The sequence below is a fragment of the Phycicoccus sp. CSK15P-2 genome (assembly GCF_016888005.1).
Taxonomy (GTDB): Bacteria; Actinomycetota; Actinomycetes; order Actinomycetales; family Dermatophilaceae; genus Phycicoccus.
On record NZ_JAFDVE010000032.1, the window covers coordinates 1 to 12,069 of the forward strand.

Below are 12,069 nucleotides of genomic sequence, written 5' to 3' on the forward strand. Positions count from 1 at the left end.
CCATCCGCCGCGGCACGTTCCGATCCGTGCGCGAGCTCAACGCCAAGATCCGCGTCTTCATCAACGGCTGGAACGACCGCTCCCACCCCTTCGTGTGGACCAAGACCGCCGACGACATCCTCAAGAAGGCCAACCGTCAGAAAACTTCAAACACGAACCACTAGCTCTCTGGTCCCTGGCGTTCGCGGTCGTCCAGAGCCAGTTGGGCGGGTGTTCGATCGCCGTCGCGACAGCGCCACTAGCATCTTTCCCGGATTCGACCGTCGAGGGCAGGTGGGTGCGAGCAGTGGTGGACGTCGACTGGATGGGCGTGCGCCGGTGTGCTGGGGCACTGGGAGGTGAGGGCACGGTGATCCTGCGGCTGCGCACCGACGCCGAGGTCGACGAGCAAGTCCTGGATGCCGCTCTCCCTCCGGACGAGGGGGACTCACCGGCCAACGGGGGCTGGTTCGCCGGTCCGGGAGGGTTCCTGCTGCTGGCCGAGGGGCTGCGCGCGGAGGTCGACCCGTGGATCGAGCAGCTCGCGGCCGGTCTCGACGACGCCGGGTTCGAGGGCACGCTCACCGGCGCGTCGGTGGTGGGAAACCCCCGGTGGGCCCAACGGGTCGACCGCGAGGCGGTCTCGTTCGTCGCCGTGCTCGGCTACCGGCCCCGGCCCGGAGTGGGCTACTACGACGGATGGTTGCCCGACGCCGAGGTCCTCGACCGCGCCCTGGGCCTGGGCATGGGGTGGCTCACGGCCCACGGTGCCCGCGTGATGGCGCTGGCGGACCTGCGCGCCCGATTCTGGGTCGACGCCACCACAGCCAGGCGAGTCATGCGTACCGACCTGCAGCGGCGCTCGATTGCCTTGTCGTCCGGCTACGACAAGCACCGCTCCGAGCTGCGTCATGTCAGCGTCGCCAGACGCGGCTTGGTCAGCCTGACCAGTCGCGGGCTGCGCCCGTGGCGGGAGACTGTCGACGAGTTGCGAGCCGCGCTCACCACAGCACCTCTGGAGGGCCTGGCCATCGCCATGGTCACCCCTCACGATTTCTCGGGCCTGCGCCTGCCGAAGTACTCTGGCGCGGCCGACGGACGAGCCTACGACTACCATCCCGAACGGTGGGCCGAGTTCACCCTCGACCCCTGCGGCATCCAGATCCTCACCGACCAGCACCTCGCCGCGGCCACCGACCTCACCTCCTGGGTCACCACCCGGCTGGACCACGACCACCACCTGGTCGAGGCCCGCGACCTCGCCCCCTGGTACGAACCCGTCGCCGCCCGCCGGCCCGTCGCGCCGGACGTGCTCGACCAGGCCCGCCGCGACTTCGGCGAAGCCATCCTCACCTACGATCGCGCCGAACGGCTCGGCCTGAACACCAAACCGCCCCGGCCACGCTGAGCCGTCTCGGTCAGTCTGGCGGATCACGACATCGATGCAGGTCAGCCGCCCGATCGGTCGTAGAGTCGCGTCATGGCGAGGTTGCGGCGGGTGTCCCCCCGATCGGCGGGGTGGACACGCAGGCGTGCCGGCAGGCACTTCTCGTACCGCGACGCCGGCGGCGAGTTCCTCCCACCCGCCGAGGTCGCCCGGATCAAGGCGCTCGCCATCCCGCCCGCCTGGGAGGACGTCTGGATCTGCCCGTACCCCAACGGCCACATCCAGGCCATCGGCACCGACGCCGCCGGACGCCGCCAGTACCTCTACCATCCGGACTGGCGGACCCAGCGCGACGAGCTGAAGTTCGACCGGGTGAAGATCGCGGGTGCGCGGCTGGCCAAGGCCCGCGAGCGGATCGTCGACGACCTGGCGGGGGAGGGGATGCCGCTGGCCCGCGCCGCCGCCACCGCCACCCGGTTGCTCGACCTCGGGTACTTCCGGATCGGCTCGGACGCCTACGCCGACGCCAACGGCTCGTTCGGGCTGACCACCCTCGAACGGCGGCACGTCCGCCGCCAGGGCAGCGACCTCGTCTTCTCGTTCGTCGGGAAGTCCGGCATCGAGCACTCGATCGTCATCAGCGACCCCCAGGTGATCGACTCGCTCAACTTCATGCGGCGGCGGCGCGGGGGGTCGGCCCGGCTCCTTGCCTACAAGGGAGAGGCGCGCTGGGCCGACCTCGACGCCTCCGCGGTCAACGACTACATCTCGACGATGGTCGCCGAGGACCTCACCGCCAAGGACTTCCGGACCTGGCACGCGACCGTGCTCGCCGCCGTCGCGCTCGCCGAGTCCGAGGAGCCCGGCGACACGACCACCTCGCGCACACGGGCGGTCAAGGCGGCGGTGGAGGAGGTCGCGGCCTACCTCGGCAACACCCCGACGATCGCGAGGAAGTCCTACATCGACCCGCGGGTCATCGACCAGTACGAGGACGGCGTGACGATCGCCGGGACGCTCGCCAAGCGCTACCGCGACGACGCGAAGCGCCAGGCGGCGGTCGAGAAGGCGGTCGCCCGGCTCATCGACGGCGCCTGACGGCGGCGGGGCCCCGCGCCGGTAGGCTCGCGGGCGATGAACGAGCACCCCGCCGCGGCCGACGACGGCGCCCTGCACGCCGCACCGACCGAGCGCATCGCCACCGCCGGGGCCGCCGACACCCTCGACGTCCGCACCGGAGAGCTCGCCGGCCGGGGCTACGACCCGTCGGTCACGCCACGCCCGGAGACCACGCGCACCGCCACCGGCCACGTCATCGAGGACGGCCCCGACGGCCCCGGGCCGGCGCCCTACGTCACCGTCGTCCTGCCCTGCTACAACGAGGGCGCGCACCTCCTCGAGGAGATCGACCGCTGCAGCCGGGCCCTCGAGGACTCCGAGCTCACCTACGAGCTGCTGTGCATCGACGACGCGAGCACCGACGACACCCTCGCCGTCCTGCGCGACGCCCAGACCCGCTACCCGCACATCCGCGTGCTGCCGTTCCGGCGCAACGGTGGTTCCGGTACGGCCCGCCGGATCGGCACCCAGCAGGCCCGCGGCGAGATCGTCGTGTGGACCGACGCCGACATGACCTACGAGAACGAGCGCATCCCCGAGCTGGTCCGGATCCTGCGCGACGACATCACCTACGACCAGGTCGTCGGCGCCCGGACCACCGAGGAGGGCACCCACAAGTGGGCCCGCGTCCCGGCCAAGTGGTTCATCCGCAAGGTCGCCGAGTGGCTCACGAAGACGCGGATCCCCGACCTGAACTCGGGGCTGCGCGCCTTCCGGCGCGACGTCTCGCTCCCGTACCTGCGGCTGCTGCCGGCCGGCTTCTCGTGCGTCACGACGATCACCATCGCGTTCCTGTCCAACCAGCACGACATCAAGTACGTCGAGACCGCCTACGCCAAGCGGGCCGGGGTGAGCAAGTTCCACTTCGTTCGCGATGCCTACCGCTACATCCTCCAGGTGCTGCGGATGGTCATGTACTTCGACCCGCTCAAGGTGCTCATGCCACCCGCGCTGTGGATGGTGGCCATCGGCGCCGTCAAGGCCGTCGTCGACATGGTCCGGCACCCGTTCTACTTCCCGGCGAGCACCGTGCTCCTCGTCGTCAGCGGCATCATGATCGGCTCGCTGGCCCTGCTGTCCGACCTCGTCGTCCGGTCCCGCGACGGTGTCTGAGCCCGCCGCCCCGGCCCTCGGAGGGTCCGACGCCGCGCTGCGGGTCGCCGTCGTCGGCCCGTCGCACCCGTTCAAGGGCGGGGTCGCCTCGCACACGACCACGCTGGCCCACGAGCTCGCCGACGCCGGGCACGACGTCACGCTCGTCTCGTGGAGCCACCTGTACCCCTCGGCCCTCTACCCGGGCGAGCAGGCGGTCCCCGGTGGGGCCCCGGACGTCGACCCGTTCCCGCGGACGCTCCGGGTGCTCTCCTGGGCGCGGCCCGACACCTGGGTCCGCACCGGCCGCCGGCTGCGGGACGTCGACGTCATCGTCGTCGTGCACGTCGTCCCGGTCGTCGTCCCGGCGCACCTGGCACTGCTCCGGGCGGCCGGGGCCATCGGAGGCGCGGGGCACCGCGGGCCGCGGGTCGTCGTCATCGCGCACAACGTCCTGCCGCACGAGCCGCACCCGGGGGACCGGCAGCTCGTGGGCTCCCTCGTGCACCGGGCCGACGCGGTCGTCGTCCACTCCGACGAGCAGGCGCGGGTGGCGGCCGGGCTCGGCGCGCACCGGGTCCGCGAGGTCGACCTCCCACCGCACCTGCCGGGCGGCCCCCCCGAACCACGGCCCGAGCACGACGGCCCCGTCCGGCTGTTGTCCCTCGGCATCGTGCGCGACTACAAGGGCGTCGACCTCCTCGTCGACGCGCTCCGCGACGTCGGCGGCGTGACCCTGACGGTCGCGGGCGAGCTGTGGGGCGAGGCCGGGCGGCGGGTCCGCGAGCTCGCTGCCGACCCCCGGCTGGGTGGGCGCGTCGAGGTCCATGGGGGCTACGTCCCCGCGGACCGGATCGCGGGCCTCCTCGCCCGGCACGACGTCCTCGCCCTGCCGTACCGGTCGGCGACGGCCTCGCAGAACGTCCTCCTCGCCCGCCGACACGGCCTGCCGGTGCTCGTCACCTCGGTCGGCACCTTCCCGCGCCAGGTGCGCTACGGCGTCGACGGCCTCGTCGTGCCACCCGGCGACCGGGACGCGCTCGTCGACGCGCTGCGCCGCCTCGCGGAGCCGGGCGTCGTCGCGGGGCTCGCCGCCGAGGTCCGCGAGCCCGACCTGTCCGGGCCATGGGCCAACTACGTCGGGGCCATCGAGGCGCTCGCCGCCGAGCCCTCCCTCCTCGACGACGGCGCCGAGGCATCGGCGGTCCCGCTCGGTCCCCTCGGCCGCGCACGGGCGACGGTCGCGGGTCTGCGGGCCCGGCGGGGGCCGGTGCTCGAGCTCAACTCCCAGGACCTGCCCGAGGCGCTGCGGTCCACCGAGCTCCTCACCGTCGACGCCGAGGCGGTCGCCGCCACGGAGGTGGCCCGGAGCCTCGGCCTGCCGCGGGCCAAGGACCCGGTCGCGGCGTGGGCCGCTCTGGGTGCGATCGCCGCCCTGGTCCGGATCCTCGACGACCCCACGGGCACCGCGGTCGTCGTCGACGAGTCCGGTAGCGGCAGCCCCTTCTCGCGATGGGCCCGAGCCCTGGGCTTCGCGCCGGTCGAGCTCGAGCTCACCGGACGCCGAGCGGCGGTCGAGGTCCTCGACGTCGACACCGCGAGCCTCGACGTCCTGGCGCGGCTGCATCCCGGCGGGTGCACCGCGTCCGACGTCGACCACGTGGTCGGCCAGGCCTCGTGGGCGCTGCGGTCCGGCGGTCTGCTGGCGGTCACGGTCCCGATCGGCGACGACGACCCCGACTTCGCCGTGCGGCCGGCGGACCTGCGCGGCGTGCTCGCCCGGGCCGACGACCTCGGGCTCGCGCTCGTCGGGGACGTCGACGGAGACGTCCTCGGCCGGATGCGGGAGGCGCGGGACTGGTTCGGGGACAGCGACTCGCCGGCGTACGCCGTCCTCCGCCTCGTCTTCCGTCGCCGGTGAGCCGATGACCCGCTCGCGCGTCCTCAACGCCGTCCGCTACGGGCTGCTCGTCGTCATCCTCGTCGCCGTCGGCTGGGCGCTGGCCCGGAACTGGACGGAGGTCTCGGGCGAGCTCGGGCGGATGAGCGTCGGGGCGCTGCTCGCCGGGTTGGTGCTCACGACGGGCGCTCCGGTGTTCACCCTGCTCGGGTGGCGCGTGCTGCTCGCCGACCTCGGGTCGCCGCTGCCCGCGGCACCGGCCGCGAGCGTGTTCTTCGTCGGCCAGCTCGGGAAGTACGTCCCGGGCTCGGTCTGGACGGTGTTCGCGCAGGCCGAGATGGGCACGCGGCTCGGGGTGCCGAGGCGACGGATGGCGGTGACCGGTCTGCTGTCCATCGGCCTGGCGATCCTCTGCGGCAGCCTGCTCGGCGTCGTCGCGCTGCCCCGGCTCGTCGCCCGCGGGAGCTCGCCGGTGACGGCCTGGGTCGTCGTCGCGGCAGTGCTCGTCGGGGGTGTGCTGCTGTGGCCCCGTCTGCTCAACGCCCTCGTGGCGCTCGGCCTGCGGATCCTGCGCCGCGACCCGCTCGAGCACGCCCTCGGCGGCCGGGCGGTCCTCGTCACGTGTGTCTGGTTCCTCGCCGCGTGGGTGTCGGCCGGGGCGGGCGTCGCGGTCCTCGTCCGGGCCGTGCAGCCGGCCGCCGGGGCCACCGACCTCGCCGTCGCGGCCGTCTGCGGGTTCGCTCTCGCGTCCGCCGCCGGACAGCTCTCCGTTCTCGTGCCGGCCGGGGTCGGGGTCCGCGACGGCGTGCTCGCCCTGCTGCTCGTGACGTTCATGCCGCTCTCGGCCGCCACGGCGGTCGTCGTCGTCGCGCGTTTCCTCGCCGTCGTCTCCGACCTCCTCGTCGCCGGCGGCGGCTGGGCCTGGGGGCGTCGGCACCACCTCCTAGGATCGCAGGGGTGAGCGAGCGACCGGAGCGCGAGGAGCAGCTGGCCTACTCCGAGCAGATGGCCAAGATGCTCGACGAGCAGGGCCGACGGCAGAAGGCGGCGAAGATCGTCGCGGTCGTCCGGCATGCCCTGGGGGTGGCGGACCTCTCCGGTCTCACCGCCGTCGACGTCGGGTGCTCGGCGGGCTTCATCGCCGACGAGCTCGCGCTCGCCGGGGCGCGCACGAGCGGTGTCGACATCGACGAGCCCGGGCTGGAGAAGGCGCGGGCGAGGTTCGGCAGCCGTGTCGACTTCCGGGTGGCCCGCGGCGAGGACCTCCCGTTCGAGGACGGCACGGTCGACGTCGCCGTGCTCAACCACATCTACGAGCACGTCGTCGACCCCGAGGCCGTCGTCGCCGACATCCACCGGGTGCTCCGCCCGGGAGGCCTGCTCTACCTGGGTGTCGGCCACCGATGGCAGGTGGTCGAGCCGCACCACCGGCTGCCCTTCCTGTCGTGGCTGCCCCAGGGTGCGGCCGACCGGTACATGCGGCTCACCCGCAAGGGCGACTCGTACTACGAGCGCTACTACACCCCGCGTGGTCTGCGGCGGCTCTTCGCCGCGTACGACGTCTGGGACTACACGCTCCCCGTGCTCGCGGACCCGTCGGCGTTCGCCGCGGGCGACAACGTCCCCGCCTGGGCGGCACGGGTGCCCGAGCGGGTGCTCGCGGCCGGTCTGCCCCTGGTGCCGACGTACGTGTGGGTCGCCTTCAAGGGGGCCGCCGCGCCGGCCGGCCCCCCGCTGCGGGTCGCGCCGCGCCACGTCGCCGGACCATGACCGACGGCACCGTGCGCACGGTCCGGTGCTCCCGGCCGGTGCCGCTCGGGGCCGTCGTCGGCATCCTGCGCCGCGGGGGCGGCGACCCGGCCAGCAGGCGCGACGGCCACGGCTGGTGGTTCGCCTGGCGGACGCCCGACGGCCCGGCCACGCTCCGGCTGGAGGCGGCGGGCGGCGTCGCCGAGGAGGTCACCGCGACGGCCTGGGGGAGTGGGGCCGTCTGGGCGCTCGAGCGGGTCCCCGACACCCTCGGCGAGCACGACGACCCCACCGGCTTCGACCCCTCCCTGCACCCTCTCGTCGGCGAGGAGTGGCGGCGCCGCCCGCACTGGCGGGTACCACGCACCGGGCTCGTCGTCCAGAGCCTCGTCGCCTCGGTCATCGAGCAGAAGGTCACCGGCAAGGAGGCCTTCGCGGGGTATCGGCGGCTGGTGCGCCGCTTCGGCGAGCCCGCGCCCGGCCCGGGGGAGGCGCTGCGGCTCGTCGTCCCACCGACGCCCGAGGGATGGCGGACCATCCCCTCCTGGGAGTGGCTCGCCGCGGGGGTCGACGGTGGCCGGTCGCGCACCGCGGTGTCGGCGGTCCGGCACGCGGGCCGGCTCGAGGAGTGTGTCGGCCTGCCCCGGGACGCCGCGCACGCCCGGCTCACCGCCCTGCCCGGCGTGGGTGCCTGGACGTGGGCCGAGGTGGCCCAGCGTGCGCTCGGGCTGCCCGACGAGGTGAGCTTCGGCGACTACCACGTCGCGAAGGACATCGGCTGGGCGCTCACCGGGAGCCCGGTCGACGACGCCGGGCTCGCCGAGCTCCTCGAGCCCTGGCGCGGGCACCGGTACCGGGTCCAGCGGCTCCTCGAGCTCGGCGGGCACCATCGGCCGCGGCGGGGGCCGCGGATGTCGACGCCGACCCACCTGCCGGTCCGCGGCCGCTGACTGACCGGGTCGGCGTGGGTCGACCGCGGCGGCCGAGGACCAGCGAGACCTTGCGGGAGCCGGTCGTCGGGTCGCCGAGCTGTACGGACGACCACGCGCCGGCCCGGTCGGGGGACCAGCCACAGCCCTCCGTCCATCGACGCTTGTCCCGGTCTTTGCACAGATTTTCGATCCGTTTACATGCCTACGTATTGCCATATATCGATGAATGGGTGGAGGGTGCTGCCACGCGGTCGTCATCGGGGACGACGCCACCGCAACCGACCGGAGGAAGAACCATGGGCTCGTGTGTCGTCGTGTCTCCGTTCGAAGCAGGGCTCCAGCCGCTGGCCTCGGCCAGCGCCGCGGGCGCCCTGCGGGACGCCGGGGTGGAGGTGACGGCCTGGGACCAGGACCTCGAACCCACCACCGCCCCATCCGTGCAGCCCGAGCTCGTGCTGCTCTCGGTGCAGCAGTTCGAGGCGCTCCAGCGCTCGGTGGACCTGCTGCCCTCGCTGCACCGGGCCTTCCCCGGCGCGAAGATCGTCACCTTCGGGCAGTACGCCCAGATGAACCCCGGGGCCTTCCTCGACAGCGTCGACGGCGTGCTCTACGACGAGCCCGAGCGGGTGGCCACCGACCTCGCCGCGGTCGCCGACGGCGCGGCCCCGGACGTCGTGCCGGGCATCCGCACCCGCACCGGCTTCAGCCCCAGGGCACCGCGCGGTCGGCTGGCCTTCAGCAAGCCGGCCCGCGACCTCTTCCCCGACCTCGTCCTCTACCCGGGCCACCACGGGGCCCGCGGGCTGGTCGGCAACATCGAGGCCTCGCGCGGGTGCCACCACAAGTGCACCTACTGCTCGGTGTACGGCGCCTACGACGGGGGTAGCGCGGCCTACGAGGTCGAGCCGGTCGTCGCTGACGCCCTGGCGCTCGCCGAGGGCGGGGTGCGCCACTTCGTCTTCATCGACGCCGAGTTCTTCAACACCCGCACCGTCGGCGAGAGCGTGATGCGGCGTATCCGCGAGGAGCTCGGCGACTCGGTGACCTTCGAGCTCACGACCCGCGTCGACCACGTCCTGGACTACACCACCGAGCTCGAGCGGCTCGTCGACCTCGGCCTCGTCACCGTCACCTCTGCCCTGGAGTTCCCCTCCGACCGCATCCTGCGGATCTTCGACAAGGGCATCGACGTCGACGACATGCGCCGCGCCATCGCCGAGGCCCACCGCATGGGCTTCGTCCTCAACCCGACGTTCATCCCGTTCACCCCGTGGGTCGAGTACGACGAGCTGCTGACCTTCGAGGACTTCCTCGTCGAGACCGGCCTCGCCACCGTCGCCCACCCGACCGTGCTGCAGACCCGGCTGCTGCTTTTCAAGGGCTCGCCGCTGCTGTCCTCCCCCTGGGTCCAGGACGTGCCGCTGGAGGACCGCGGGTCCTACCTGGACTGGACCCACGACGACCCGCGCGTCGAGGTCCTCTGGCACGAGCGCCGCGACGAGGCCGAGGACGCCGGCGCCGTCCGATGCTGCGTCAAGTGCTGAGGAGGACACGATGACCGGATCCGCGCGCGTCAAGGTGCACACGGCGAGCGAGCTGCCCTCGCTCTCCTGGAGGGTCGACGTCGAGAACACCCCGGACGCCTGGCCGTTTCTCGCGCCGTCCTGGCTCGCCGGGACGACTGCAGGGCTGGCCACCGAGGCCAAGCCGCTGCACGTCGTCGCCACGAGGGCGCGCGGTGAGACCGGGGTGCTTCCCGGGTACCTCTTCGATGCTCCCGCGGGCGTCGACTGGGACCCGCGCACCTACCTCGGCTGGGAGGCACCGGACGGCACCAAGGTCTGCTGCGGCGTCACACCCGACCGCACCGCCAGCGACGAGGTCGACGGCTGGGGTCCGGACGCGCTGTTCCCGAGCCTCGTCGTCGGATCGCCGCTGGGCTACCGCAGCGAGCCGGCGTACAACTTCTGGTCCGCCGGCATGATCGGCACGCTCACCGAGACCCTGCGCGCCGCCGCCGCCGAGGCCGGGGCACGCAGCGTCGTCGCCCCGTGGGTGCCGGACCGCGCGGGTAACGAGGAGATCCTGACGGGCATCCGGTGCGCGGGCGGGGGGAGCACGTTCTGGGGCCTCGAGGACCACCTGCCCCTGGAGGCCGGCTCGTACGCCGAGCACCTGGAGTCCCTGCCCCGCAAGCGTCGCCAGCGGGTGCGCCACGACCAGGTGATGCTCGCCCGCTCCGGCCTCTCCGTCCGGCACGTGCGCGGCCAGGACCTCGCCCCGTACGTCGACCGGGTGGCCGAGCTGGTCTGCCTCAACCGCGAGAAGAACGGCGCGAGCCAGCAGCCGCACCAGATCACCGCGATCCTGCACGAGCTGCTCGCGGCGGACGCCGACCTATGGGGCTACCTCGGCGAGCGCGACGGCGCGGTCGTCGCCGCCTGCGTCGCGGTCCGCCGCCGCCGCCGGCTGTTCGTCAAGTGGGCGGGGTTCGACTACGACGTCGTCGGCGAGCGGTCCGGGCTGTACTTCCCGTTCGCGTTCGACATGCCGATGCGCGACGCCTACGCCGAGGGCGTGCGCTCCATGGAGCTCGGCGCCGGCGCGCACGAGGCCAAGGCCCTGCGCGGCTGTACGTCCCGGTCGATCAGCACCGCCCTCTGGGTGCGCGACGAGGCCCTTCGCCCGCGCGCCACCGCCCTGCTCACCGCCTTCGGCCAGCGCCGGCGGCGGACCTTCGACGACGCGGAACCCCGCCCGTCGACCACCATCCTGCCGCTCGCCGGCGGCGGGGACGACTGCTGTGGAGGTGCCCCATGACCCTGAAGGTCATTCCCCTGTCCGGCTTCCTCGGGGCTGGCAAGACCACGACGATGGTGTCCGCGGCCACGGCCCTGGAACGGGTCGGCGCACGTGTCGCCGTCATCACCAACGACCAAGGGACCGACCTGGTCGACACCGCGACCGCGCAGAGGGCCGTCGACCAGGTCGACGAGGTCACGGGCGGCTGCTTCTGCTGTCGCTTCGAGGACCTCGCCGCGCTCGTCGACCGGCTTCTCGCCGCGGGTAGCGCGGACACCGTGATCGTCGAGGCGGTGGGCTCGTGCACCGACCTGCAGCGCACGGTGGTTCGTCCGCTCCGCGACATCTACGGCGACCGCCTCGAGGTCGCGCCGCTCACCACCGTCGTCGACCCGCTGCGCTACCGGGCCTTCGTGCGGGTGTGGGAGCGCGGCCAGGAGTCCGACGTCACCTACCTGTTCAACCACCAGATCGCCGAGGCCGACATCGTCGGGGTGAGCAAGACCGACCTGCTGCCCGTGGAGGACGTCGACGCCGTCGTGGCCCTCGTCGAGCAGCGTTACCCCAAGGCACGGGTCGTGCCCTACTCGGCGCGGTCCGGTGACGGCTTGGAGGACCTCGTCGCCGCCTGGGACGGTGCGGCCGGGTCGGAGTGGGACGTCGACATCGACTACGACCGCTACGCCAGCGCGGAGGCCGAGCTCGCGTGGCTCAACGCCACCTACACGCTGCAGGGCGAGAGCGTCGACCTCACCGCGTGGGGACGAACGGTGATGCAGGCGATCCACGACGCCTGCCGCGAGCGCGACCTGCTCGTCGGGCACGTCAAGGTCCGGGCCACCGCAGACGAGGGCGAGGTCAAGCTGAGCCTCGTCGGCGAGGGGCCGGTGCTCGACGAGAGCCTGGAGACGCCGGTGACCTCGGCCCACGCGGTCGTCAACGCCCGGGTCTCCTGCGAGCCCGAGGCGATGGACGGCATCCTCGCCGATGCCGTCGCCCTGGCCGACACGGTCGCGGGGGACTCCTCGGTGGCCGAGGCAGAGCTCGCGTCCTTCAAGCCCGGCTACCCGACCCCCGTGCACCGCGTCGCGGCGCGGGCCTGAGGAGGC

10 protein-coding genes and 1 pseudogene are annotated in these 12,069 nt (G+C 73.3%); all 11 read left to right on the plus strand.

Annotated elements, in window-relative coordinates:
• Nucleotides 1–164, plus strand: a pseudogene (locus JQN72_RS18600) (IS630 family transposase); the annotation flags it as partial.
• 113 nt (nt 165–277) lie between these two features.
• Nucleotides 278–1,387, plus strand: a complete 1,110-nt coding sequence (locus JQN72_RS16865; RefSeq protein ID WP_204136303.1) for a hypothetical protein — start codon at nt 278–280, stop codon at nt 1,385–1,387.
• Nucleotides 1,388–1,459: 72 nt separating this feature from the next.
• Nucleotides 1,460–2,464 carry a DNA topoisomerase IB gene (locus tag JQN72_RS16870; RefSeq protein WP_204136304.1) on the plus strand — a complete coding sequence of 335 codons (1,005 nt, stop codon included), beginning with the start codon at nt 1,460–1,462 and terminating at the stop codon, nt 2,462–2,464.
• 36 nt (nt 2,465–2,500) lie between these two features.
• A complete protein-coding gene (locus JQN72_RS16875; protein ID WP_204136305.1) occupies nt 2,501–3,598 on the plus strand; it encodes a glycosyltransferase family 2 protein in 1,098 nt (365 codons plus the stop codon).
• Nucleotides 3,591–5,498, plus strand: a complete 1,908-nt coding sequence (locus JQN72_RS16880; protein ID WP_204136306.1) for a glycosyltransferase family 4 protein — start codon at nt 3,591–3,593, stop codon at nt 5,496–5,498. Before JQN72_RS16875 ends, JQN72_RS16880 begins: the two co-directional genes overlap by 8 nt.
• Before the next feature lie 4 nt (nt 5,499–5,502).
• Nucleotides 5,503–6,438 (plus strand): lysylphosphatidylglycerol synthase domain-containing protein, encoded by a 936-nt coding sequence (locus JQN72_RS16885; protein ID WP_204136307.1) that lies wholly within the window; start codon nt 5,503–5,505, stop codon nt 6,436–6,438.
• A complete protein-coding gene (locus JQN72_RS16890; protein WP_307812791.1) occupies nt 6,435–7,247 on the plus strand; it encodes a class I SAM-dependent methyltransferase in 813 nt (270 codons plus the stop codon). Before JQN72_RS16885 ends, JQN72_RS16890 begins: the two co-directional genes overlap by 4 nt.
• Nucleotides 7,244–8,176, plus strand: a complete 933-nt coding sequence (locus JQN72_RS16895; protein ID WP_204136308.1) for a DNA-3-methyladenine glycosylase — start codon at nt 7,244–7,246, stop codon at nt 8,174–8,176. The genes JQN72_RS16890 and JQN72_RS16895 overlap by 4 nt, the downstream gene beginning before the upstream one ends.
• Nucleotides 8,177–8,472: 296 nt before the next feature.
• Nucleotides 8,473–9,702 carry a radical SAM protein gene (locus JQN72_RS16900; RefSeq protein WP_204136309.1) on the plus strand — a complete coding sequence of 410 codons (1,230 nt, stop codon included), beginning with the start codon at nt 8,473–8,475 and terminating at the stop codon, nt 9,700–9,702.
• Nucleotides 9,703–9,712: 10 nt separating this feature from the next.
• Entirely contained in the window at nt 9,713–10,978 is a 1,266-nt protein-coding gene (locus tag JQN72_RS16905; RefSeq protein ID WP_204136310.1) for a GNAT family N-acetyltransferase, read from the plus strand.
• On the plus strand, nt 10,975–12,063 hold the full coding sequence (locus JQN72_RS16910; RefSeq protein ID WP_204136311.1) for a GTP-binding protein: 1,089 nt from the start codon (nt 10,975–10,977) through the stop codon (nt 12,061–12,063). Before JQN72_RS16905 ends, JQN72_RS16910 begins: the two co-directional genes overlap by 4 nt.
• Nucleotides 12,064–12,069: the final 6 nt, after the last annotated feature.

Coding starts and splice junctions, on each gene's coding strand:
- JQN72_RS16870 (WP_204136304.1), top strand. CDS start 1,460: ATGGCGAGGTTGCGGCGGGTGTCCCCCCGATCGGCGGGGTGGACACGC.
- JQN72_RS16875 (WP_204136305.1), top strand. CDS start 2,501: ATGAACGAGCACCCCGCCGCGGCCGACGACGGCGCCCTGCACGCCGCA.
- JQN72_RS16885 (WP_204136307.1), top strand. CDS start 5,503: ATGACCCGCTCGCGCGTCCTCAACGCCGTCCGCTACGGGCTGCTCGTC.
- JQN72_RS16895 (WP_204136308.1), top strand. CDS start 7,244: ATGACCGACGGCACCGTGCGCACGGTCCGGTGCTCCCGGCCGGTGCCG.
- JQN72_RS16905 (WP_204136310.1), top strand. CDS start 9,713: ATGACCGGATCCGCGCGCGTCAAGGTGCACACGGCGAGCGAGCTGCCC.
- JQN72_RS16910 (WP_204136311.1), top strand. CDS start 10,975: ATGACCCTGAAGGTCATTCCCCTGTCCGGCTTCCTCGGGGCTGGCAAG.